Annotated in this window: 22 protein-coding genes and 3 tRNA genes; 19 read left to right on the top strand and 6 right to left on the bottom strand. The window is 69.9% G+C overall.

The window, feature by feature from the left end; all coding sequences use genetic code 11:
• Positions 1-38 precede the first annotated feature (38 nt).
• The 4 genes from BIU96_RS00850 (at position 39) to BIU96_RS00835 (ending at position 2,488) form a co-directional block, all read left to right on the top strand.
• Positions 39-860 carry an inositol monophosphatase family protein gene (locus tag BIU96_RS00850; RefSeq protein ID WP_071290705.1) on the top strand — a complete coding sequence of 274 codons (822 nt, stop codon included), beginning with the start codon at positions 39-41 and terminating at the stop codon, positions 858-860.
• A gap of 144 nt (positions 861-1,004) precedes the next feature.
• Positions 1,005-2,219: a M23 family metallopeptidase gene (locus tag BIU96_RS00845; RefSeq protein ID WP_071290704.1), complete on the top strand. Its 1,215-nt coding sequence runs from the start codon at positions 1,005-1,007 to the stop codon at positions 2,217-2,219.
• Between the two features lie 90 nt (positions 2,220-2,309).
• Positions 2,310-2,381 (top strand) — tRNA-Thr (locus tag BIU96_RS00840).
• Positions 2,382-2,414: 33 nt separating this feature from the next.
• Positions 2,415-2,488 (top strand) — tRNA-Met (locus tag BIU96_RS00835).
• Positions 2,489-2,820: 332 nt separating this feature from the next.
• Here BIU96_RS00835 and BIU96_RS00830 read toward each other — a convergent pair.
• Positions 2,821-3,210 carry a hypothetical protein gene (locus BIU96_RS00830; RefSeq protein ID WP_071290703.1) on the bottom strand — a complete coding sequence of 130 codons (390 nt, stop codon included), beginning with the start codon at positions 3,208-3,210 and terminating at the stop codon, positions 2,821-2,823.
• Positions 3,211-3,344: 134 nt separating this feature from the next.
• Between BIU96_RS00830 and BIU96_RS00825 the strand changes: the two genes are divergently transcribed.
• The 3 genes from BIU96_RS00825 to BIU96_RS00815 are packed head-to-tail and all read left to right on the top strand — an operon-like array spanning position 3,345 to position 5,247.
• Entirely contained in the window at positions 3,345-3,794 is a 450-nt protein-coding gene (locus tag BIU96_RS00825; RefSeq protein WP_083402542.1) for a MaoC family dehydratase N-terminal domain-containing protein, read from the top strand.
• Positions 3,791-4,216: a MaoC/PaaZ C-terminal domain-containing protein gene (locus BIU96_RS00820; protein WP_071290701.1), complete on the top strand. Its 426-nt coding sequence runs from the start codon at positions 3,791-3,793 to the stop codon at positions 4,214-4,216. Before BIU96_RS00825 ends, BIU96_RS00820 begins: the two co-directional genes overlap by 4 nt.
• 14 nt (positions 4,217-4,230) lie before the next feature.
• Complete coding sequence (locus BIU96_RS00815) at positions 4,231-5,247, top strand: UDP-N-acetylmuramate dehydrogenase (protein WP_254785871.1); 1,017 nt, start codon at positions 4,231-4,233, stop codon at positions 5,245-5,247.
• Positions 5,248-5,318: 71 nt separating this feature from the next.
• Here BIU96_RS00815 and BIU96_RS00810 read toward each other — a convergent pair whose 3' ends face one another.
• Positions 5,319-6,515: a pyridoxal phosphate-dependent aminotransferase gene (locus tag BIU96_RS00810; protein ID WP_071290764.1), complete on the bottom strand. Its 1,197-nt coding sequence runs from the start codon at positions 6,513-6,515 to the stop codon at positions 5,319-5,321.
• Between the two features lie 196 nt (positions 6,516-6,711).
• Between BIU96_RS00810 and BIU96_RS00805 the strand changes: the two genes are divergently transcribed.
• The 6 genes from BIU96_RS00805 (at position 6,712) to BIU96_RS00780 (ending at position 10,313) form a co-directional block, all read left to right on the top strand.
• Positions 6,712-6,784, top strand: a tRNA-Trp gene (locus BIU96_RS00805).
• Positions 6,785-6,804: 20 nt separating this feature from the next.
• Complete coding sequence (gene secE / locus BIU96_RS00800; protein WP_071290700.1) at positions 6,805-7,083, top strand: preprotein translocase subunit SecE; 279 nt, start codon at positions 6,805-6,807, stop codon at positions 7,081-7,083.
• A gap of 119 nt (positions 7,084-7,202) precedes the next feature.
• A complete protein-coding gene (gene nusG / locus BIU96_RS00795) occupies positions 7,203-8,264 on the top strand; it encodes a transcription termination/antitermination protein NusG (protein ID WP_071290699.1) in 1,062 nt (353 codons plus the stop codon).
• A gap of 143 nt (positions 8,265-8,407) precedes the next feature.
• The gene (gene rplK / locus BIU96_RS00790) at positions 8,408-8,839 is read left to right on the top strand and encodes a 50S ribosomal protein L11 (protein ID WP_017888638.1); all 432 of its coding nucleotides are present in this window, start codon (positions 8,408-8,410) and stop codon (positions 8,837-8,839) included.
• 89 nt (positions 8,840-8,928) lie between these two features.
• Positions 8,929-9,618, top strand: coding sequence for a 50S ribosomal protein L1 (rplA, locus tag BIU96_RS00785; protein ID WP_071290698.1), 690 nt, complete (start codon positions 8,929-8,931; stop codon positions 9,616-9,618).
• A gap of 86 nt (positions 9,619-9,704) precedes the next feature.
• Positions 9,705-10,313 carry a Pr6Pr family membrane protein gene (locus tag BIU96_RS00780; protein WP_071290697.1) on the top strand — a complete coding sequence of 203 codons (609 nt, stop codon included), beginning with the start codon at positions 9,705-9,707 and terminating at the stop codon, positions 10,311-10,313.
• On the opposite strand, the gene BIU96_RS00775 is transcribed toward BIU96_RS00780, so the two are convergent.
• Both BIU96_RS00775 and BIU96_RS00770 read right to left on the bottom strand, forming a co-directional pair.
• Positions 10,310-10,888, bottom strand: coding sequence for a YqaJ viral recombinase family protein (locus tag BIU96_RS00775; protein WP_254785893.1), 579 nt, complete (start codon positions 10,886-10,888; stop codon positions 10,310-10,312). The two genes, BIU96_RS00780 and BIU96_RS00775, sit on opposite strands and share 4 nt — an antisense overlap.
• 211 nt (positions 10,889-11,099) lie before the next feature.
• Positions 11,100-12,311, bottom strand: a complete 1,212-nt coding sequence (locus tag BIU96_RS00770; protein WP_175477419.1) for an ROK family transcriptional regulator — start codon at positions 12,309-12,311, stop codon at positions 11,100-11,102.
• Between the two features lie 146 nt (positions 12,312-12,457).
• On the opposite strand from BIU96_RS00770, the gene BIU96_RS00765 reads away from it, so the two are divergent.
• From BIU96_RS00765 to BIU96_RS00740, 6 genes are all read left to right on the top strand, one after another.
• Positions 12,458-13,204, top strand: a complete 747-nt coding sequence (locus BIU96_RS00765; protein ID WP_071290695.1) for a sugar phosphate isomerase/epimerase — start codon at positions 12,458-12,460, stop codon at positions 13,202-13,204.
• The gene (locus BIU96_RS00760; RefSeq protein WP_071290694.1) at positions 13,201-14,352 is read left to right on the top strand and encodes a Gfo/Idh/MocA family protein; all 1,152 of its coding nucleotides are present in this window, start codon (positions 13,201-13,203) and stop codon (positions 14,350-14,352) included. The genes BIU96_RS00765 and BIU96_RS00760 overlap by 4 nt, the downstream gene beginning before the upstream one ends.
• Before the next feature lie 134 nt (positions 14,353-14,486).
• Positions 14,487-15,788, top strand: a complete 1,302-nt coding sequence (locus BIU96_RS00755; protein WP_071290693.1) for a sugar ABC transporter substrate-binding protein — start codon at positions 14,487-14,489, stop codon at positions 15,786-15,788.
• Positions 15,789-15,961: 173 nt separating this feature from the next.
• A complete protein-coding gene (locus BIU96_RS00750) occupies positions 15,962-16,957 on the top strand; it encodes a carbohydrate ABC transporter permease (RefSeq protein WP_175477418.1) in 996 nt (331 codons plus the stop codon).
• Positions 16,950-17,789, top strand: a complete 840-nt coding sequence (locus BIU96_RS00745) for a carbohydrate ABC transporter permease (RefSeq protein WP_071290692.1) — start codon at positions 16,950-16,952, stop codon at positions 17,787-17,789. The genes BIU96_RS00750 and BIU96_RS00745 overlap by 8 nt, the downstream gene beginning before the upstream one ends.
• 113 nt (positions 17,790-17,902) lie before the next feature.
• Positions 17,903-18,844, top strand: coding sequence for a hypothetical protein (locus BIU96_RS00740; RefSeq protein WP_071290691.1), 942 nt, complete (start codon positions 17,903-17,905; stop codon positions 18,842-18,844).
• A gap of 131 nt (positions 18,845-18,975) precedes the next feature.
• On the opposite strand, the gene BIU96_RS00735 is transcribed toward BIU96_RS00740, so the two are convergent.
• Positions 18,976-19,650 carry an ABC transporter ATP-binding protein gene (locus tag BIU96_RS00735; protein WP_071290761.1) on the bottom strand — a complete coding sequence of 225 codons (675 nt, stop codon included), beginning with the start codon at positions 19,648-19,650 and terminating at the stop codon, positions 18,976-18,978.
• Between the two features lie 107 nt (positions 19,651-19,757).
• Positions 19,758-21,278 (bottom strand): ABC transporter permease, encoded by a 1,521-nt coding sequence (locus tag BIU96_RS00730; RefSeq protein WP_071290690.1) that lies wholly within the window; start codon positions 21,276-21,278, stop codon positions 19,758-19,760.
• Positions 21,279-21,369: the final 91 nt, after the last annotated feature.

Below are 21,369 nucleotides of genomic sequence, written 5' to 3'. Positions count from 1 at the left end.
TAGGACGGGGCTTTCGTCGTTCCTGGCAGGATCGGTGGATGACCTCCGCGCTCACCCCGTCCCAGTATGCCGACCTCGCCGAGTCGATCGCCCGCGAGGCCGCCGACCTCGCCGCACGCCGTCGAGCCGAGGGGGTCGAGGTCGCCGACCGGAAGTCGAGCATCGCCGACGTGGTCACCGCCGCCGACCGTGAGGTCGAGGCCCTCATCCGTGCCCGCATCGCCGAGGCCCGTCCGGACGACGCGTTCTTCGGCGAGGAGTCCGGCACCGGAGCCGGCACGTCGGGCACCACCTGGGTGGTCGATCCCATCGACGGCACCGTCAACTACCTCTACGGCAGCCCCGAGTACGGCGTCAGCATCGGGGTCGTCCGCGGGGCGGCCGACCCGGCGACCTGGGAGCCGGTCGCCGGCGTCGTCGTCGCTCCGGCGACCGGCGTCGTCCACCGTGCGGTCACGGGGCAGGGTGCGACGCGGGACGGCGTGACGCTCCGGGTCAGCGCCCCCGCGTCCCTCGCCGAGACCCTCGTCGCCACCGGCTTCGGGTACACCGCCGACCGCCGCCGGGAGCAGGTCGCGGTGCTGGCCGGGCTGATCGGCGAGGTCCGGGACATCCGCCGCGGGGGAGCGGCGTCGCTCGACTGCTGCGCGGTCGGGGCAGGCACGGTCGACGCCTACTACGAGCGGGGGATCAACCCGTGGGACATGGCCGCCGGGTCGATCGTCGCGCGCGAAGCCGGCGCCGAGACCCGCATCTGGGACGCCGGCGGGACGCGGTCCTTCCTGTTCGCGAGCCCCGCCGTCGTCGACGAGCTGGCTGCCCTGCTGCGGCGGCTCGAGGGCCCCGTCCTCGCAGGCTGAGCCGCACGTCCCTCGCTCTGGGGGACCCCTGTGGTCATGACCAGGACTGGAAACCCGCTAGGGCTTTTGCTACCGTTCTCCAGTCCCGTTATCTGCTCGTTACCAACGAGCGCTCTTCGCCTCGATCAGGATCCTCACCGACGTATGCCCCACTCCTCCCTCTCGCCCGTGCAGACCGACGGCCCCGTGAACGCACCGGAACCGGTCGTCCACCTCACCCGACGGGCACGCATCGAGGCAGAGCGAGCAGCATCCACGGCGGTCGCCGGTGGTGACCGTGTCGAGCAGGCGCCGGTCGTCGCGGGGGCGGGCACGGCCTCCCGTCCGTCGTTCGACGACCTCGTGACGCCCATGACGCCGCCGGCCCCGGCGTCCCCGATCGACTTCGCGCCGGCGATGCCTGCGTCGACCGCCGCACCTGTGACGCCGCCGGCGCCCACGTCGCCCGTCGTCGCCCCCGCTGCCGCTGTTGCTGCGCCCGCCGCTCCGGCCGCGCCCACGACGCGTCGGGTGCTCGGTCAGGTCCCGGCGTCGCGTCGACCGGCACGCGCCGTCCGCACCGGGGGTACCGCGACGCTGCACGTCGACCGCGCCACCCGCCACCTCGGCGCCGTGCGGTCCACGCGCGCCGTCGCCCCGACCGTCGTTACCCCGAAGAAGCAGGGCGCGTCGTTCCGTCGTGCGGCATCGCGCGTGACGGCCGTTGGTGCGCTCCTCTTCGCCGCCGGGCTCGTCGTGTCCACGTCGCTGCCGGCGCAGGCGCTCTACACGCCTGAGACCGGTTCGACCTCGGAGCGCACCGTCGCCGGCGCGACCCAGTCGCTCAGTGTCGGCTCGGGCGCGACGGACGCCGAGACGAACCGCGACCAGTACTCGGTGTCGAGCGCCGCGCAGTACAAGAACGTCGACTCGTCGAGCTTCACGAACGACCCGAACGGCAGCATTCAGTGGCCGTTCCTCACCGGCGTGCCGATCACCTCCGGGTTCGGCGGCCGCCAGGTCGAGGGCTGCTCGTTCTGCTCGACGAACCACATGGGCGTCGACTTCGCGCCCGGTGAGGGCACCCCGATCCGGGTCATCGCCGGCGGCACCGTGATCAAGGTGCAGGCGAACGACGGCGGCTTCGGCAACGACGTCTGGGTCCAGCACGACGTCGACGGCAAGCAGTTCGTCAGCGTCTACGGCCACATGGAGGACAACTCCTTCAAGGTGGTCAAGGGCCAGCAGGTCGCGGTCGGTGACGAGCTCGGTCTCGTCGGCAGCACCGGCAACTCGACGGGCCCGCACCTGCACCTCGAGGTGCACGTCGACGGCGTTCCGGTGGACCCGCTGGCGTGGCTCAAGGCCAACGCGAACTAGCGGTCCGGCGCGGCACGCCCGGGCGTCGCTCCGGGTTCCTGAGCACCGTCGCCGGTCTGCTATCCTCGTGTGGTGCCGTTCGCGGCACATGCCCCGATAGCTCAGTGGTAGAGCACTTCCATGGTAAGGAAGGGGTCGTCAGTTCAATCCTGACTCGGGGCTCCGACTCGGAGCGGTACGCCGCTCCGGATCCTTGGCGGGGTAGCTCAGTTGGTTAGAGCACACGACTCATAATCGTGGGGTCGCGGGTTCAAGTCCCGCCCTCGCTACCGCAAGCCCGGCGATCGTTCGCCGGGCTTTCGTCGTTCCCGGGGGCGTGCATGCGCGCTGCGGTATGCGTGCGGCCGCGGCCTGGCCGCCTGGCCGCCTGGCCGCCTGCCGCGAAAGCGACAGATGGGCGCGAACGTCCGGCGCCGATCTGTCGCCCTGCTGGCCGCGTCCGCGGAGCTTCGCGTCCATCTGTCGCTCTGCGGCCGCAGACGGGTGGCCGAGTGTCGCGCTCAGCGACACCTCACGGGCTCGTCGGCGCGTGAAGTGTCGCTGAGCGCGAGACGCGGGCCGGACCGGGCCGGGCCGGGCGGGCCGGCCGGGCCACATCCGGTCAGAACGGCCGGTGCTCCGTGCGCGCCACGAGCACCCCGGCCGAACGCAGCGCCCGCTCCAGCGTCGCGTTCACCTGCCGCCACGCGCTCTGCCGCCGGTCCGCACCGATGCCACCGCCGGACACCGCCGTGCCGTGCCCGGCGTGCCGCAACGTGATCGTGGTCGACGTCCCCGTGACGGTCGTCGACAGCTCGTAGCGACGGAACTCCCGCGACGGGTGCACGAGCGCCCCGAGCAGGATCGTCAGCACGCGGTTGCCCGTCGTGGCGGTGAGCGTGCCGCCGGTCGACTCGACCTGGTGCCCGGTGCGGCGCAGTGCCGCGCTGGCGACCTCCATGGCGGTGCACCGGTCTCCCGTGTGCACGGCGAACTCGGTCGTCGCGTCCATCGTCCCTCCCCATCCCCGGAGTCGTCCTTCGGTCCCTGCGCCGGGCGCGGTTCCCCCGAACCGCGCCCGTCGAGCATAGCCGATGCATACTCATGGAACACAGGCCCCCAGAAGGGCGTCGGTAGACTGCCGACGTGTCTGTGAACCCCGAGCTCGTCGGCAGGACGTTCCCGCCGGCCCAGCCCTACCTGGTCGGTCGTGAGAAGGTGCGCGAGTTCTCCCGCGCCGTCTTCGCGACGAACCCGATCCACCACGAGCCCGAGGCCGCCCGTGCCGCCGGCTACGACGACGTCGTCGCACCGCCGACCTTCGCGGTCGTCGTGCAAGAGGCCACGCTCGCCCAGCTCCTCGCCGAGCCGGACGCCGGCATCGACTTCTCCCGCGTCGTCCACGGCGAGCAGGCCTTCACGTACGACCGGCCGATCGTCGCCGGTGACAAACTCACCGCCACGCTGACCGTCACGAGCGTCAAGACCCTCGGCGGCAACGCCATGGTCACCGCCGAGAGCACGATGAACGACGCCGCGGGGGAGCACGTCGTCACGGCGACATCCACCCTCGTCGTCCGAGGAGACGACGCATGACCACCGCACCCGTGACCGCGCTCGAGGTCGGCACCGTCGTCGCCGAGCGCGAGGTCCACCTGACCCGTGACTCGCTCGTCCGGTACGCCGGCGCCTCCGGCGACTTCAACCCGATCCACTACCGCGACGACGTCGCCGCCTCGGTCGGGCTGCCCGGCGTCCTCGCGCACGGCATGCTGACGATGGGCCTCGCCGTGCAGCCGGTGTCCGAGTGGCTCGGCGACCGCGGCTGGGTCGTCCGCTACGGCGTGCGCTTCACGCGTCCCGTCGTCGTCGACCCCGAGCAGGGCGCCACCGTCGGCGTCGTCGCCAAGGTCGGCACCGTGGACGAGGACGGCCGACCCCAGCGCATCGACCTCACCGTGACCGCCGCCGGGCAGACCGTGCTCGGCAAGGCGCAGGTCACGGTGGCGTTCCGCTGACCGTGTCGGCTCCGGTGCTCGCGGACCTCACGACGCTGCGCGTCGGCGGTCCCGCCGCTCGCCTGCTCACCCCGACGACGACGGACGAGCTCGTCGCAGCCGCCTTCACCGCGTGGGAGGACGGCGAGTGGCTCGTCCTCGGTGGTGGCAGCAACGTCCTGGTCGCCGACGACGGCTTCGACGGCACCGTCGTGCTCGTCCGCACGACGGGCGTCGCGTCCTCGGCCGACGCGGACGGCGTCACCGTCCGCGTCGCGGCCGGTGAACCGTGGGACGCGTTCGTCGCCACGACCGTCGAGAACGGCTGGAGCGGCCTGGAGGCACTCAGCGGCATCCCGGGCACGGTCGGTGCCGCCCCCGTGCAGAACATCGGCGCCTACGGGGTCGAGCTCTCCGACGTGCTCACCGCGATCGAGTTCCTCGATGCGGTCACGGGGGAGCGCGCGTGGGTACCCGCGGCCGAGCTGGCGCTCGGCTACCGCACGTCGACGCTCAAGCACGGACGCCGGGGTGTGGTGCTGACGGTGGAGTTCCGCCTCGGGACGGCCTCGTCCGACGGGGTGCCGGTCCGGTACGCCCAGCTCGCCGGGTCGCTCGGCGTCGAGCTCGGGGCCCTCGTCCCGCCGTCGACGGTCCGGTCCGAGGTCCTGCGGCTGCGCGGGTCGAAGGGCATGGTCCTCGACACTGACGACCCGGACACCTGGAGCGCCGGGTCCTTCTTCACGAACCCCCTCGTGTCGCCCGAGTTCGCCGAGACGCTGCCGGCCGATGCACCGCGGTGGCCCGCCGGCGACGAGGTCAAGCTCAGCGCCGCGTGGCTCATCGAGCACGCGGGTGTCCACCGTGGCTACGCGGTCCCCGGATCCCGAGCCGGCATCTCGTCCAAGCACACCCTGGCGCTGACGAACCGCGGGGGAGCGACCGCCGCGCAGGTTGCCGAGCTCGCCCGCTACGTGCAGGTGACCGTCCTCAACCGCTTCGGGGTCGCGCTCGTGCCGGAACCCGTCGTGGTGGGCGACCTGGTCGACTGAGCCGATCCGCGCCTCCCGGAACGACGGAACGGGCCACCTCGGCGAGGCGGCCCGTTCCGTGCTCCTGCGGTCTACTGTCCCGGGGTCGCCGCGAAGAACGCCGCCAGGCGGGCGACGCCCTCGGCGATGTCGTCGTCCCCGAGGGCGTACGACAGGCGGAGGTAGCCGGACGGGCCGAACGCCTCGCCGGGGACGACCGCGACCTCGGCCTGCTCGAGGATCAGGTCGGCGAGCTCGAGCGTCGTGGTGGGGGTCGAACCGGCCCACTCGCGACCGAGCAGCGCCGTGACGTCGGGGTAGACGTAGAAGGCGCCCTGCGGGGTCGGCGTCACGAAGCCCGGGATGGCGTTGAGCCCCTCGACGATGGACTTGCGGCGACGGTCGAAGGCCTCGCGCATGGCCGTCACCGGCTCCTGCGGCCCGGTCAGCGCGGCGATCGCGGCCCGCTGCGACACGTTCGAGACGTTCGACGACAGGTGTGACTGCAGGTTCGACGCGGCCTTGACGGCGTCGGCCGGACCGATGAACCACCCGACGCGCCAGCCGGTCATCGCGTAGGTCTTCGCGACGCCGTTGACGAGGATCGTGGTGTCCGCGAGGGCGGGGACGGCCTCGAGGATGCCGGTGAAGCGGACACCGTCGTACACGAGGTCCTGGTAGATCTCGTCGCTGATCACCCAGATGCCGTGCTCGAGCGCCCACTCGCCGATGGCCTTGGTCTGCTCGGCGGTGTACACGGCGCCGGTGGGGTTCGACGGGGAGCAGAACAGCAGCGCCTTCGTCTTCGGCGTGCGGGCTGCCTCGAGCTGCTCGACCGTGACGAGGTAGTCCTGGTCGCTGCCCGCGAACACGTCGACGGGCACGCCGCCGGCGAGCCGGATGGCCTCGGGGTAGGTGGTCCAGTACGGGGCGGGGAGGAGGACCTCGTCGCCGGCGTCGACGATGGTCTGGAACGCCTGGTAGACGGCCTGCTTGCCGCCGTTCGTGACGATGACCTGTCCCGGTTCGACGGTGACGCCGGACGAGCGGGCCGTCTTCTCGGCGATCGCCTGCTTGAGCTCGGGCAGGCCGGTCGCCGGCGTGTAGCGGTGGTTCTTCGGGTCCTGCGCGGCCTGGACGGCGGCGTCGACCACGTGCTCCGGGGTGGCGAAGTCGGGCTCGCCCGCGGCGAACGAGATCACCGGACGACCGGCGGCCTTGAGCGCCTTCGCCTTCGCGTCGACCTTGAGCGTCGCCGACTCGGCGATCGCGGCGATCCGGGACGCGATGCGCGGCCGGTCGCCCGACCCGTCGGTCGGGGTCGTGGCGGTGGGGTTTGCGGTGGACTCGGGGCCGGGGGCTTCGGTGCTCACGGGTGCCAGCCTATCGGCGCGGCACGCCGGAGCATCCGTCAAGTGGACACCGTGTGACGGACTCCCGTAGACTCGTCCACCGGAACGCGGATCGGTGACGAACTGCGTCCGAAGGGCGGTGGCTCAATTGGTAGAGCAGCGGTCTCCAAAACCGCAGGTTGCAGGTTCGAGTCCTGTCCGCCCTGCACATCTGGAAGGGTAGAAGTTGGCGAGCAAAGACATGGAGACGACGGCGGACGACGTCGTCGCCAAGGCGAAGCAGGACCGGGCCGAGCGCCGTGGTCCCTTCGCGGCCATCGTGCTCTTCATCCGCCAGGTCATCGCCGAGCTGCGCAAGGTCGTCACACCGACCCGCAAGGAGCTCTTCAGCTACACGGGCGTCGTCCTGGTCTTCGTCGTCGTGATGATGATCCTGGTGTCGATCCTCGACTTCGCGTTCGGACTCGGTGTCGGGTACGTGTTCGGCAACGGGCCGACGGCCTGACCCGGACACCGGCCACTCTGTCCCGATGCGGACAGGAGTACGGTCGCCCGAGACAGCGTCGATCGTGAACCGATCTGCACGCCAACCCGATCCGCACCACCGAACGGAAAGAATCGACAGTGTCTGACAACTCCCGCGACGACATCGACCTCGCCACGGCTGCCGAGCAGTCCTCCGAAGTCGAGGAGAACCAGGAAGGCGACGTCGAGACCAGCGAGGGCCGTGCGGTCGAGTCTGCTGAAGAGCGCGCCATCTCGATCGAGGGCGAGGACGACGAGTCCCTCGGCCTGAGCGACGAGCCGGACGACGGCACCGTCGACGCCTCCATCGACGAGGCGCTGAACGCCCTCGCCGAGTCCCGCGACCCCGAGGCGGACGCCGTCGTCGACGACGCACTCGAGATCGACACCGCTGACGAGGCCGAGGCCGCCGTCGAGGCGGTCGAGGACGAGGAAGAGATCGAGCTCGAGGAAGAGTCCGCCGAAGAGGCGAACGCCACCCTCGCCGCCGACGAGGCGATCGACGCCGAAGGCGACGAGGACGACGGCGCCGAAGAGGCCGAGGTCGACCCGTACGACGCCTTCAAGGCCGAGCTGCGGATGAAGCCCGGCAAGTGGTACGTCATCCACTCCTACGCGGGCTTCGAGCGCCGCGTGAAGTCGAACATCGAGAACCGCATGGTGTCGATGTCGATGGAGGACTACATCTACCAGGTCGAGGTCCCGATGGAGGACGTCGTCGAGATCAAGAACGGGCAGCGCAAGCTGGTCACCCGCGTCCGGATCCCCTCGTACGTGCTCGTCCGCATGGACCTCAACGAGGACTCGTGGTCCGTCGTCCGGCACACCCCCGGTGTCACCGGCTTCGTCGGCAACGCGCACAACCCGACGCCGCTCCGCTTCGACGAGGCGTTCGGCATGCTGAAGTCCCTCGTGCAGGTGGCCGAGGCCGCACCGACCAAGGGCGGCGGCAAGGGCACCGGCGGTGCACAGTCGCAGCCGGCAGCCGAGGTCGACTTCGAGGTCGGCGAGACGATCACCATCAAGGAAGGTTCGTTCGCGGGCCTGCCGGGTTCGATCTCCGAGATCAAGCCGGAGAGCGGCAAGCTCACCGTCCTCGTCTCGCTCTTCGAGCGCGAGACCCCGGTCGAGCTCAGCTTCGACCAGGTCACGAAGCTCTAGTACCGACCGCTCAGGTCGGGTAGACTCAATGAGTTTGGCCCCGCACGCTTCGTGCGTGCGGGGCTTCACCGCGGTCCGGAACGGCCGGGCCAGCGGGAGAGTGCACGGAACACCGTGCGTTCGATTCCCAGGAGGAAGCACACATGGCACCGAAGAAGAAGGTCACGGGCCTGATCAAGCTGCAGATCAACGCGGGCGCCGCCAACCCGGCCCCGCCGATCGGTCCGGCGCTCGGTCAGCACGGCGTGAACATCATGGAGTTCTGCAAGGCGTACAACGCCGCGACCGAGTCGCAGCGCGGCAACGTCGTTCCGGTCGAGATCACCGTCTACGAGGACCGTTCGTTCACGTTCGTCCTCAAGACCCCGCCGGCCGCCGAGCTCATCAAGAAGGCTGCGGGTGTGCAGAAGGGGTCCTCGACCCCGCACACGGTCAAGGTCGCGAAGATCTCGATGGACCAGGTCCGTCAGATCGCCGAGACGAAGCAGGCCGACCTGAACGCCAACGACATCGAGCAGGCCGCGAAGATCATCGCCGGCACCGCTCGTTCGATGGGCATCACGGTCGAGGCCTGAGCCTCACCGCTCCGGCACACCCCCAAAACACCCTTCCGTGGGAGAGCCGTCGCCGGCTCGTCAACCACGTAGCTCCCAAGGAGAACACCATGGCGAAGAAGTCCAAGGCCTACCAGGCCGCGGCCGCGAAGATCGAGGCCGACAAGTTCTACACCCCCACCGAGGCCGTCGCCCTCGCGAAGGAGACCGGTTCGACCAAGACCGACTCCACCGTCGAGGTCGCCCTCAAGCTCGGCGTCGACCCGCGCAAGGCGGACCAGATGGTCCGTGGCACGGTCATCCTGCCGCACGGCACGGGCAAGACCGCCCGCGTCATCGTCTTCGCCGTGGGCGCTGCGGCTGAGGCCGCCATCGCCGCCGGTGCGGACGAGGTCGGTGGCGACGAGCTCATCGCGAAGGTCGCCGAGGGCTACACCGCCTTCGACTCCGCCGTCGCGACGCCCGAGCTCATGGGCAAGGTCGGTCGTCTCGGTAAGGTGCTCGGCCCGCGTGGCCTCATGCCGAACCCGAAGACCGGCACCGTGACCCCGAACGTGGCGCAGGCCGTCAACGACATCAAGGGCGGCAAGATCGAGTTCCGCGTCGACAAGCACGCCAACGTGCACTTCGTCGTCGGCAAGGCCTCGTTCACGCCGGAGCAGCTCGACGAGAACATCTCGACCGCTCTCGAAGAGGTCAACCGCCTCAAGCCGAGCGCCTCGAAGGGCCGTTACATCATGAAGGGCGCCGTCTCGACGACCTTCGGCCCCGGTATCCCGCTGGACGTCAACAGCATCTGATCCCCGGATCAGCAACGAAGGACCCGCACCGGTTTCGGTGCGGGTCCTTTCGCGTTCCCGGCACGATGTCCCGATAGCGTGGCCACGTGCGCATCCTCGTGAACTCGCTCCGCCTGATCGCCGTGATCGCGGTCGTCGCGGCGATCCTCGGCCAGTGGCTCGTCAGCTCGAAGCTCGACGACTACGTCTTCTGGAACTTCTTCGGCTACTTCACGATCCAGTCGAACATCATCGTCGCGGTGGCGTTCGCGGCGACGCTGGTGCTTGCAGCGCAGCGGAAGCGCCAGGGCGTCGGCCTGTCGGTGTTCCGCGGTGCGGCGACGGTGTACATCGCCACGACCGGCATCGTCTACAACACCCTGCTGACGAGCGTCGACGTGCAGACCTCGGTGCAGTGGTCGAACGACATCCTGCACAAGATCATGCCGTTGTACGCGGTGCTCGACTGGCTGCTGTTCTCGGACCGTGCCCGGCTGGTGTTCCGGCACATCTGGTGGTTCCTGCTCTACCCCGCGGTGTGGACGATCGTGATCCTGATCCGCGGAGCGACCGACGGGTGGGTGCCGTACCCGTTCCTGAACCCCGACCTCGGCTACGGCGTCGTCGCGCTGTACTGCCTCGGGGTGGCGGCGTCGATCGTGCTGCTCGGCGTGCTCGTGGTGGGGATGAGTCGCCTCCGACTCGTGAAGGTCTAGACCCGGAAGCCCCGCAGCCGGTCGAGCACGAGGTCGGCGAGCTGGATGAGCCCGCGGATCTGGTCGTCGTCGCGGTCGACCCACCGGCACTCGGGCTCGTCGGCGACGGGCACGAACTCGTCGTGGCGCTCCCAGACGAACAGGGTGCGGTCGGCGCCGAGGACGTACTGCTGCCACCAGATCTGCCGGAGGTAGTGGCGCGGGATGCTCCGCCACGCCTTGCCGGTGGTCTTGATCTCGGCGAGCACGACCCGCGCGGCCCCGTCGACGCCGACACCGTCCGGTGTCGCCAGGTGCGCACGGTTCGCGGCGGCGTGGAACAGGTGCGCCGAGGGCTGGATGCCGTGCGTCGCGGCGACCCAGGCGGCGATGACCGGTTCGCGTTCCTTGCCGTGCTCGGTGTACGAGTTGCCGGAGAACCGGGAGCCGTACCGCTTGTCGGTGACGACGGCGTCGACGGCGCGCAACGAGGCGAGTCGGGCGACGTCGGTCGCGGTGATCCCCATCGCCCGGGCGCGGAGCCACGCGACGCGGTCGGACGAGTGCGCCACGATCCGCTCGGTGTGCCCGCGCAACGCGGTGAACGCGTCGTGACCACGGCGGTCCGGAGCCGGGGCGTGCGCGACCGCAGCGGGCGTCCCGGGGGTGGGGCGCGCCTCCAGGCCGGAACCCGGGTCGAGCTCCAGGCCCGGATCCAGGTCACCCCAGAGGGTGGGCTGCACGATCGTCACCCGACGATTGTCCCCCCGCGCACCGACGTCGCGAAACCGACGCACCGGCGCGTGCTCAGGACACGAGCTGGCGACCCTCGGCGTACGCGACGAGCTCGTCGACGCCGGCGGGGGAGAGTGCGTAGCCGATGGCGAGGGCCGCGGCTCCCTGCAGCGCCGCGACGGACCCGGCACGGGACTGCGCGATGACCAGGTGCTCGGTCGCGAGGGGCATGGAGCGGGAGTAGACGACCTCGCGCACGCCGGCGAGCAGGTGCTCCCCGGCCTGGGTGATCGAGCCGCCGAGTGCGATCACGGACGGGTTCATCAGCGAGACGCAGGTCGCCAGGACCTCGCCGATGTCGCGCCCGGCCTGCCGGACCGCGTAGATCGCGTCGAGGTCGGACCGGTTCACCAGGTCGATGACGTCAGCGCTGGTCTGCACGTCGTGCCCCTTCGCCCGGAGCCCGCGGGCGATCGCGGGGCCGGACGCGACGGCCTCGAGGCAGCCGGTGTTGCCGCAGTGGCAGGGGACGTCGCCGGCGCGCGAGACCCGCACGTGGCCGATGTCGCCTGCGGTGCCCTGGGCGCCGCGCTGGAGCTCGCCGTCGGACACGATGCCGGAGCCGATGCCGGTGGCGACCTTGACGAAGAGCAGGTGGTCGACGTCCGGCCAGCCGTGTTCGCGTTCGCCGAGCGCCGCGATGTTCACGTCGTTGTCGAGCAGCACGTGCGCGGCGATGTGCCCACGGAGCCAGCCGGGCACGTCGAAGCCGTCCCAGCCGGGCATGATCGGCGGGTTCGCGGGGCGTCCGGTGGAGAACTCGACCGGGCCGGGCACACCGATGCCGATCGCGATGACGTCGTCGCGGGAGCGCCCGACCTCGTCGAGCAGGGCGTCGACGGTCTCGACGAGCCAGGTGAGCGTGGGGACGGGGCCGGCGGCGATGTCGATCCGAGCCTCGCGCGAGGCGAGGGGTGCGGCGACGAGGTCGGTCACGGCGACGCGGCCGTGCGAGGCTCCGAGGTCGGCGGCGATGACGAGCCGGGCGCGGGGCTTCAGTGCCACCTGGGCAGGCGGACGCCCACCGGTGGAGGCTGCGGTGTCCACCGGTCCGACGAGCCCGACCTCGATGAGGGCATCGAGGCGCACGCCGATCGTCGAGCGTGCGAGTCCTGTCAGTGCGGCGAGCTCTGCCCTGGTGCGCGGCACGCCGTCGCGGAGGATCTGGAAGAGCTCGCTCGTCCCGACCGGAGGCGACGCTGCCGTCCGAGTCAAGTCGACCATGTGGGGGAGTGAAGCACACATCGAACGCGCCACGCAACGAAGTACGTCGACATTCCTCGAACTTCTGCTTGACCGCCGACAAAAGTCCTCGTAGTGTGACGCTCGGTCGAAGTCGACCACCACCATCTCGACGAGGAGAACCCCTGGTGACCCAACCGCTTTCGGTCCAGCTCTACACGGTCCGCGACGCCCTCGGTGCTGATCTTCCCGGCACCCTGCAGCGCATCGCCGGCATCGGCTTCACGAACGTCGAGCTCTTCGGCTACGTGGACCGCGCCGACGAGTACGCGACCGCCCTGAAGGACGCCGGCCTCGCCGCGCCGAGCGGTCACGCCCGGCTGCTGGACGCCGGAGAGCAGGACCTCGAGCGCATCTTCCACGCCACCGCGACGATCGGCACCCAGACGCTGATCGACCCGCACATCGACGAGGCCCGCTGGACCACCCGCGAGGACGTCGAGGCGATCGCCCGTGAGCTCAGCGCCCTCGCCCCGCGCGCGGCCGACCACGGCCTGACGCTCGGCTACCACAACCACGCGTTCGAGTTCTCGAACCGCATCGACGGCGTCAGCGCCTACGAGGTCTTCGCCGACGCCCTGTCCGACGACGTCGTCCTCGAGCTCGACACGTACTGGGTGAAGGTCGGCGGCGACGACCCGGTCTCGATCATCGGCAAGTACGGCGACAAGGTGCAGTTCCTGCACGTCAAGGACGGCGACGGCTCGCACGACGACAAGAAGCAGGTCGCCGTCGGCAACGGCATCATGCCGATCCGCGAGATCATCGCCGCGGCGCCCGACGCCCTGCACGTGATCGAGCTCGACGACCACGAGGGCGACGTGTTCCAGGCCGTCGCCGACTCCTACACGTTCCTCGAGGGGGCCCGCGCATGACCGACACCACGACCACCACCGGCACGACGACCGACGACACCAAGCGCACCGGTCCCGTCGGCGTCGGCGTCATCGGCGCCGGGGTCATCTCGGACCAGTACCTCTCGAACCTCACCGTCTTCCCCGACGTGAAGGTCCACTTCATCGCCGACATCGACCTGCCGCGCGCCGCCGCCCAGGCCGAGAAGTGGGGAGTCGCCGGTTCCGGCACCGTCGAGGAGCTCCTGGCGAACGACGACATCGAGATCGTCGTCAACCTGACCATCCCGGCCGCCCACGTCGAGGTCGCCCTGCAGGCCCTCGCCGCCGGCAAGCACGTCTGGGGCGAGAAGCCCTACGCCCTCGACCGCTCGAGCGCCGCCGAACTGCGCGAGGCCGCACGTGCCGCGGGCAAGACGGTCAGCGTCGCCCCGGACACGTTCCTCGGCGCCGGGCTGCAGACGGCCCTCCGCACCATCCGCGACGGCCGGATCGGTACACCCCTCAACGGCCTGACGCTCTTCCAGAGCCCCGGTCCGGAGTCGTGGCACCCGAGCCCCGAGTTCCTGTTCGCGTACGGCGCGGGCCCGCTGTTCGACATCGGCCCGTACTACATCACGACCCTCGTGCAGGCGTTCGGCCCGGTGGCGAAGGTGACGGCGACCTCGTCGAAGTCCCGTGCCACGCGCACGATCGGCTCCGGCCCGAAGGCCGGCACCGAGTTCCCGGTCGACGTCCCGACGAACCACTCGGCACTCATCGAGTTCGAGAACGGCGGCAGCGCGCAGAGCGTCTTCTCGTTCGAGTCCGACCGCGGCCGCACCGGCTTCGTCGAGATCGCGGGCGAGACCGGCACGGTCGTGTTCCCCGACCCGAACAACTTCGACGGCGACACCGAGCTGTACGCGCTCGGCGCCGAGGAGCCCGAGACGATCCCCGCCGTGGGGTCCACCTACTCGCGCGGAACCGGCGTGGTCGACCTCGCCCGTGCCCTCCGCGCCGGTGAGGAGAACCGGGTTCCCGGTGCCCTCGCCTTCCACGTCCTCGACGTGATGGTCTCCATCGCCGAGGCAGCCGAACGTGGTGCGGCAGTGCTCGTCGAGAGCACCGTCGCACCCTCCCCGACCCTCCCCGAGGGCTGGGACCCCGCGGCGTCCACCCTGTCCTGACGGACGGGTCCCGCCCGGAGACGGACGGGACCCCGGCCGCCACGGACCGGGCGACACCGCACCACACAGCAGCACCCGACAGCAACACCCTTTCCATCCCCTGCACCATCTCAACGACGAGAAAGTAGAGAGTCATGCGCACTGCCATCCGCGCACTGGCCATCACCGCGGCCGCGGCACTCACCGTGACCGGCCTCGCAGCCTGCTCCTCCGGGTCCTCCGGCTCCGGCGGCGACTCCAAGACGCTCACCTACTGGGCGTCCAACCAGGGCACGTCGCTCCAGAACGACAAGGAGGTGCTGACCCCCGTCCTCAAGAAGTTCACGAAGGAGACCGGGATCAAGGTCAACCTCCAGGTCATCGGCTGGAACGACCTGCAGAACAAGATCCAGACCGCCGTCACCTCGGGCCAGGGCCCGGACGTCGTCAACATCGGCAACACCTGGGCGACCTCGCTCCAGGCCACCGGCGCCTTCCAGGAGTTCGGTGACTCGGAGATGAAGGCGATCGGTGGGTCCGACAAGTTCGGCAAGGTCGCGCTCTCCACGGGTGGCGCGCCCGGCAAGACCGTCACGAGCGTCCCGCTCTACGGCCTCGCGTACGGCCTGTACTACAACAAGAAGATGCTCTCCGACGCCGGCATCACCCCGCCGACGACGTGGGAGGACCTGGTCGCCGACGCCAAGAAGCTGACGACGGGTGACACCTACGGGTTCAGCCTCGCTGGCGGTTCGTACACCGAGAACTCGCACTTCGCGTTCATCAACTCGGCACAGAACGGTGGCGAGTGGTTCGACAAGGACGGCAAGCCGACGTTCACGTCGAAGGCCAACGTCGACGGCATCAAGCGCTACCTCGACCTGATGCAGGACGCCAAGGTCGCGAACCCGTCGAACGCGCAGTACGACAACGCGACCCAGTCGACCACGGACTTCGCGAAGAAGAAGGCCGCGTTCATCCTCAACCAGAACAACGCGAACGCGACGATCGAGTCCCTCGGGATGAAGTCGGACGAGTTCGGCGTCGTGCCGCTGCCGGCCCCGTCCGGTGGCAAGGAGATCGCCAGCTTCCCGGCCGGCATCAACCTGTCGGTGTTCAAGAACACGAAGAACAAGGACGGCGCGCTCAAGTTCGTCAAGTACATGACGAGCATGGACACGCAGACGACGCTGGACAAGCCGTACTCGGCTCTCCCGGTGCTCGCCGCGGCTGCTGACTCGGTCACCGACGAGCAGACGAAGACGTTCCTCGACATCTACAACAACAAGGCGAAGCCGCTCCCGCTGGTGCCCGCCGAGGACCAGTTCGAGTCCACGGTCGGCAAGGCGATGAACGACATGTTCGCGAAGATCGCCACCGGTTCGAAGGTGTCCGAGTCGGACATCAAGACCGCGCTCCAGACCGCCCAGGACCAGGTGTCCCAGGCGAACGGCTGATCCAGCCTGGAGGCCCGGGGCGCGTCCGCAGGACGCGTCCCGGGCCTCCACCCCCCGCACCCGGCCCCGCGCCGGGGGTGAGCGCATCGGCTCACGCATGCCGCGCCTCCAGACCGCTGCCACGGTCACGGGCGCGAAGCCCCGATCCTCCTCCTGCCGAAAGGCCACCACCCATGTCCACCTCGGTCCTGCCCGATTCCGAGAGCATCGACCTGACCCACACGAAGGCGCCGACCCTGTCGGGTCCGCAGCCGGGTCGGAAGCCGAAGCGTCACTGGCTGCCCTACGCGCTCGTCGCGCCGGCCATCCTCTTCGAGCTGCTCATCCACATCGTGCCGATGCTCGTCGGCATCTGGATCTCGTTCATCCAGCTCACCAAGTACTTCATCGCGAACTGGGGCGCCGCCCCCTTCGCCGGGTTCGGCAACTACGCCGTCGTGGTCGACTTCGACCAGGCGATCGGCAAGGGCGTCCTCAACTCGTTCCTCATCACCTGCGCCTTCACGGTGCTCGTGGTCGGGCTCTCCTGGACCTTCGGCATGGCCGCGGCGGTCGCGCTGCAGAAGCCGTTCGCCGGTCGCGGACTCTTCCGCACCCTGTTCCTGGTGCCCTACGCGCTGCCGATGTACGCCGGCGTGATCACCTGGAAGTTCATGTTCCAGCGCGACACCGGCGCGCTGAACCACCTGCTCGTCGACCAGCTGCACCTCTTCGGTGGCAACGCCCCGTTCTGGCTGATCGGCAACAACGCCTTCGTCGCCGTGGTCGTCGTCGCGATCTGGAAGACCTGGCCCTTCGCGTTCCTGATGCTGATGGCCGGTCTGCAGTCCGTGCCGAACGACGTGTACGAAGCCGCCTCGGTCGACGGTGCCAAGCCGTTCCGCCAGTGGCGCTCGATCACGCTGCCGATGGTCCGCCCGGTCAACGTCACGCTCGTGCTCGTGATGTTCCTGTGGACGTTCAACGACTTCAACACACCGTTCGTGCTGTTCGGCTCGACCGCGCAACCACCCGCCGCGGACCTGCTGAGCTTCCACATCTACAACGCCTCGTTCATCACCTGGAACTTCGGCTCCGGTGCCGCGATGAGCGTCCTGCTCCTGCTCTTCCTGCTCGTCGTCACCGGCATCTACCTCGCCGTGACCAACCGGAGGTCCGTCCGTGCGTGAGACAACTGGCGCCAAGTCCTTCAAGATCATCACCCTGATCGTCCTGACGCTGTTCACGGTCGTTCCGCTCTACGTGATGATCACCACGGCGATCAAGCCCCTCGGGGACGTGCAGGACAACTTCACGTGGATCCCGTCGAACATCACCTTCCAGCCGTTCATCGACATGTGGTCGACGGTGCCGCTCGGCCGGTACTTCATCAACTCGCTCGTGGTCTGCACGGTCGCGACGGTGTTCTCGCTGATCATCGCGACGTTCGCCGCCTACGGTGTCTCGCGCTGGAACTTCAAGGGCAAGAGCACCTTCACCACCGCGGTGCTCTCCACCCAGATGTTCCCCGGCGTGCTGTTCCTGCTGCCGCTGTTCCTCATCTTCACGAACCTCGGGAACTCGCTCGGCATCCAGCTCGTCGGCAGCTGGACCGGCCTGATCATCACGTACCTGACGTTCACGCTCCCGTTCTCGATCTGGATGCTCGCGGGCTACTTCGAGACCATCCCGCGGGAGCTCGACGAGGCCGCGATGGTCGACGGCTCCGGCCCGATGGGTGCCCTGTTCCGGGTCATCCTGCCCTCGGCCCGTCCGGGTCTGGTGGCGGTCGGGATCTACTCGTTCATGACCGCCTGGGGTGAGGTCCTCTTCGCCTCGGTCATGACGAACGGGCTCGGCTCCACCCTGGCAGTCGGTCTGCAGCAGTACTCGACGCAGACGAACGTCTACTGGAACCAGGTGATGGCGGCGTCGCTCGTCGTGTCGATCCCGGTCGTGGCCGCGTTCCTCATCGTGCAGCGCCAGTTCGTGGCCGGTCTGACCGCCGGCGCGGTGAAGTAGGCACACTGCCCCACCCGAGACTCGGGCTGGGCGACTGATCTCGTGGCGCGGAGCCCGAGAGAGGTCGCTCAGCCCGAGTCTCGTTTTCCCCCCCCAGACGACAGGATGGACGCATGACCGAGACCCGAGGGCGACAGCTGCTGCCCGGCCAGACCAGCCGCGTGCACGTGTACGACGTCGAGGCCCGCACCTCCCGGCTCGTGTTCGAGTCCGACACGGTGCTCGTCGAGGCGCCGAACGTGCTCGACGCCGACAGCCTCGTGCTGAACGGCAACGGGGACCTCTGGCTGCTCCGGCTGCCGGCGGCGGACACCGCCACCGTGCTCGACGAGTCGGCGCTGGTCCCGGTGCCGATGGACGGCGTCGACGAGATCAACAACGACCACGTGCTCGACCCGTCGGGGACCTCGATCGTGGTGAGCGCGCGCAACGGCGAGCTGTACCGCGTGCCGCTGCCCGCGGGCGGTGCAACGACGCAGATCACCGACGCGGCGGCGGCGTTGCCCGTCACCCGGAAGTACTACCTGCACGGCATCGCCCCGGACGGCTCCTCCCTGGCCGCGATCGTGGGGGAGCTGTCCGAGGACGGCGTCTGGACGACCGACGTGGCGATGGTCGACGCGACGACGGGGGAGACCACCTTCGTCACCCGCGACGAGCACCCCGACGACGGCTGCACGATCGCGGCCGACGGCACGCTGCTCTGGAACACCGAACGGTTCACCCCGGGGACGGCGCAGCTCGCGACCCTCCGGCCGGGCGCCGACGACCCCGTCCGGCTCACGAACGACGACCGAGTGGACTGGTTCCCGCACCTGTCGCCGGACGCCGCGCACCTGCTGTACCTGTCGTACGAGCCCGGCGTGCAGGGGCACCCCGCGGACCACCCGGTCGAGCTGCGGCTGTTGCCCGGCAGCCTGGTGCGCGGCGCACGGATCGCGGTGCTGCCGGAGACCCTCGTCGCACTCGAGGGTGGCCAGGGGACGGTCAACGTGCCGCCGTGGGCGCCGGACTCGACCTGGTTCGCCTACTGCGACTACCCCGTCGCGCGGTAGGCGCGGCGCTGCCCCCCCCCCCGCGCAAAACGCAACGTGGGCGGTTCCTCGCAGCGCTGTACCGCTGCGAGGAACCGCCCTGGTTGCGTTTCGCGGTCCGGCCCCGCCCGGCCGCCCGCCCGCCCGCCCCGCTAGACCTCGCGCACCTGGCCCTGCTTGATGTGCAGCCGGCGCTCGGCCCGCTTCGCCACCCACGAGTCGTGCGTCACGATGACCACGGTCAGCCCGCGGTCCTTCCACTGCTTCTCGATGAGGCCCATGATCTCGTCACGGGTCGCCTCGTCGAGCGCGCCGGTCGGTTCGTCGGCGAGCAGCACGCTCGGGTTCTTCACGAGTGCCCGGGCGATGGCGACGCGCTGCTGCTGCCCGCCCGAGAGCTCCGCGGGCAGGTGGTCGAGCCGTTCGCCGAGCCCGACCTCCTGCAGCGCCGACGTCGCGCGTGCCCGGACCTCGGCCCGGGAGCGGTTCGCCAACGACCCGGCGAACGCGGTCTCCACGTTCTCGAGCGCCGTCAGGGTCGGGATGAGGTTGAAGCTCTGGAACACGAAGCCGATCTCGGTCGCACGCAGATCGGTGAGCGCCCCGTCGCCGAGCTTCGCGACGTCCCGCTCGCCGAGCAGGATCGATCCCGCACTCGGCCGGTCGAGCGCGCCGAGCATCTGCAGCAGCGTCGACTTGCCGCCGCCGGTCGGCCCTTGGACCGCGACGAGCTGCCCCTGCGGGATGGTCAGGTCGACGTTCGTCAGCGCGGTGACGGTCCGGTTCTTCTGCTTGTACGTCTTGCTCACGTTCTGCAGACGGTAGATCGGACTGGAGGCGCGGCTCGCGTCCGCCGGAGAGGCTGCGGTCTCGGTGCTGGTCACGGGGGCTCCTGTCGTCGGTCCGGGTACGTCGGTGTTGGTCGGTTCGGTCATCAGGCCACGCTCCGCAGTGCTTCGGCCGGACGGAGCCGGCTCGCGCGCCAGCCGCCGAGGGCGCCGGCGATGAGGCCACCGAGGATCGCCAGCCCGATGGCGAGCAGGATCACCTCGACCGTGACCGGCGCGTGCAGGACGACATCGGTCGTGCTGGCCGTGTTGGCACCGCCGCCGAACCCGCCGGCCGGGGCGCCGCCCGTCGTGCCGCTGCCGGCCGCTGCGGTCGCGGCGCCGCCGGGCACGCCGCCGGCACCGGGCCCGCGGTTCGTGGTGCTCGTGGCGCTCGCCGAGATCGTCGGGGCGATGACGTTCACCACGAGGATGCCGAGGAGCCCCACGGCGGCGCCGATGACGCCGCCGATGATGCCCTGCACGAGGGACTCGCCGGCCACCTGTCGGGTGATCCGGCCGTTCGACCAGCCGATCGCCTTGAGGGTGCCGAACTCACGCGTGCGGCGGGTGACGCCGGAGATCGTGAAGAGGATCGCGATGAGGAACGCCGCGGCGAGGACCACGATCGACAGCCACGTGCCGAGGTTCGAGACGAGGTTCGAGGCCGTGCTCAGCGACCCCGAGACGCTCGACGCCAGGTCGGACTCGGTGGAGACGGTCGCGCTGGTCAGCTGCTTCTGCAGGGCGGACTTGATCGTGTCGACGTCGGCGGAGGACTCCGCGGAGACGTAGATCGAGGTCACCTTGCCGTCGAGGTCCGCCAGCGCCTGCGCGGTGTCGAGCGGGACGTAGGTGTTCGAGCCGGTCGTCGACGACGAACCGGTCGACGAGACGATGCCGATCACGGTGAAGTCCTTCCCGCCGATCGACACGGTGTCCCCGACTGCCTTCGACTCGCTCTTCGCGTAGGTCGCGTCGAGCACGACGACGTCCTTGCCGGCGTCCTTCGCGGTGAAGGTGCGGCCCTTCGTGAGCTCGGTGCTCGTCAGCGGGCCGACGGCGTCACCCGAGACCGGGATGCCGGTGACCGTGAACGAGTCGACGCTGAACGAGCCGCCGCCGAAGCCACGCCCGCCCTCGGTCCCGCCGGTGGACGGCGCCCGCTGGGCGGTGCTGTCGCTCGAGCCGCTGTCGGACTGCTGCTGGACCTGGCCGGAGAACGTGCTGTTCTCGAGGGTGAGGACGCCGGTCGCGGCCTTGACGCCGCTCGTGCCCGTCACCGTCGTCACGTCCGCCGCGGTGAGCGTGCTCGTCCCGCGGGTGACGGCGAGGCGCGACTGCGACAGGTCCGTCGAGCCGCTGCCGCTGTCGGAGCTGCCCTGACTGCCGAAGTCGAAGCTCGGCCGGCCGGTGCTCGACGACGTCGGCTCCTCGGTCTTGGTGACGGTGATGTCGGTGCCGACGCCGTACACGGACTGCAGCACGGTCGCCTGCGCGGCTTGCACGCCGCCCGCGATCGAGGACACGATGACCACGAGGGCGATGGCGAGGGCCATGCCGATCGCGATGATGACGGTCTGCTTCTTGCGGTTCGTGAGTTCGCGCCTGAGGTAGGTCAGGAACATGGTTCTCCTCGGTGGTGGCCGGCTGGGGTCACCGGCCGTGCAGAGCGCACGGCGGGGCCGACGGAGGAGAACCTAGGCAGCTCGGTTATCA

This window comes from Curtobacterium sp. MCBA15_008 (assembly GCF_001865065.1).
In the GTDB taxonomy this organism is placed as follows: domain Bacteria; phylum Actinomycetota; class Actinomycetes; order Actinomycetales; family Microbacteriaceae; genus Curtobacterium.
This window is presented reverse-complemented; position numbering and strand designations above follow the sequence as displayed.